The sequence below is a fragment of the Arthrobacter sp. Y3223164 genome, from assembly GCF_059091005.1.
Genome location: NZ_JBNHGF010000979.1, coordinates 1 through 289, shown reverse-complemented (window position 1 = coordinate 289; position 289 = coordinate 1). Strand labels below are relative to the sequence as shown.

Here is a 289-nt window from a genome sequence, read left to right as displayed (position 1 = left end):
CCGCGAACGTCTGGGGAGAGTCCACCCGGTAGGCCGCGGCGGTGTCTCCCGGCCCCACCTTGACCCCGACGTCGGAGCCGCGCAGCACGGCGAAGGCGTGTTCGTCGGTGACGTCGTCGCCGGCGAAGAACACGGCGGTCGCGCCGGTGAACGAGCGCAGCAGCCCGAGGCCCTGGCCCTTGTCGGCGCTGAGCACCGAGGTCTCGAGCACGCGCTTGCCGTCGCTGAGAAAGAGCCCGGGGACCTCCTGGAGCGCGGCGCGGGCGCGCTCGGTGGCCGCCGCCGCCAC

At 74.7% G+C, this 289-nt stretch carries 1 protein-coding gene; it reads right to left on the bottom strand.

The features are described 5' to 3' along the window. Window positions 1–289: trehalose-phosphatase (locus tag AC5RUJ_RS18995; RefSeq protein ID WP_494156606.1), on the bottom strand; the 289-nt coding region annotated here is incomplete at both ends.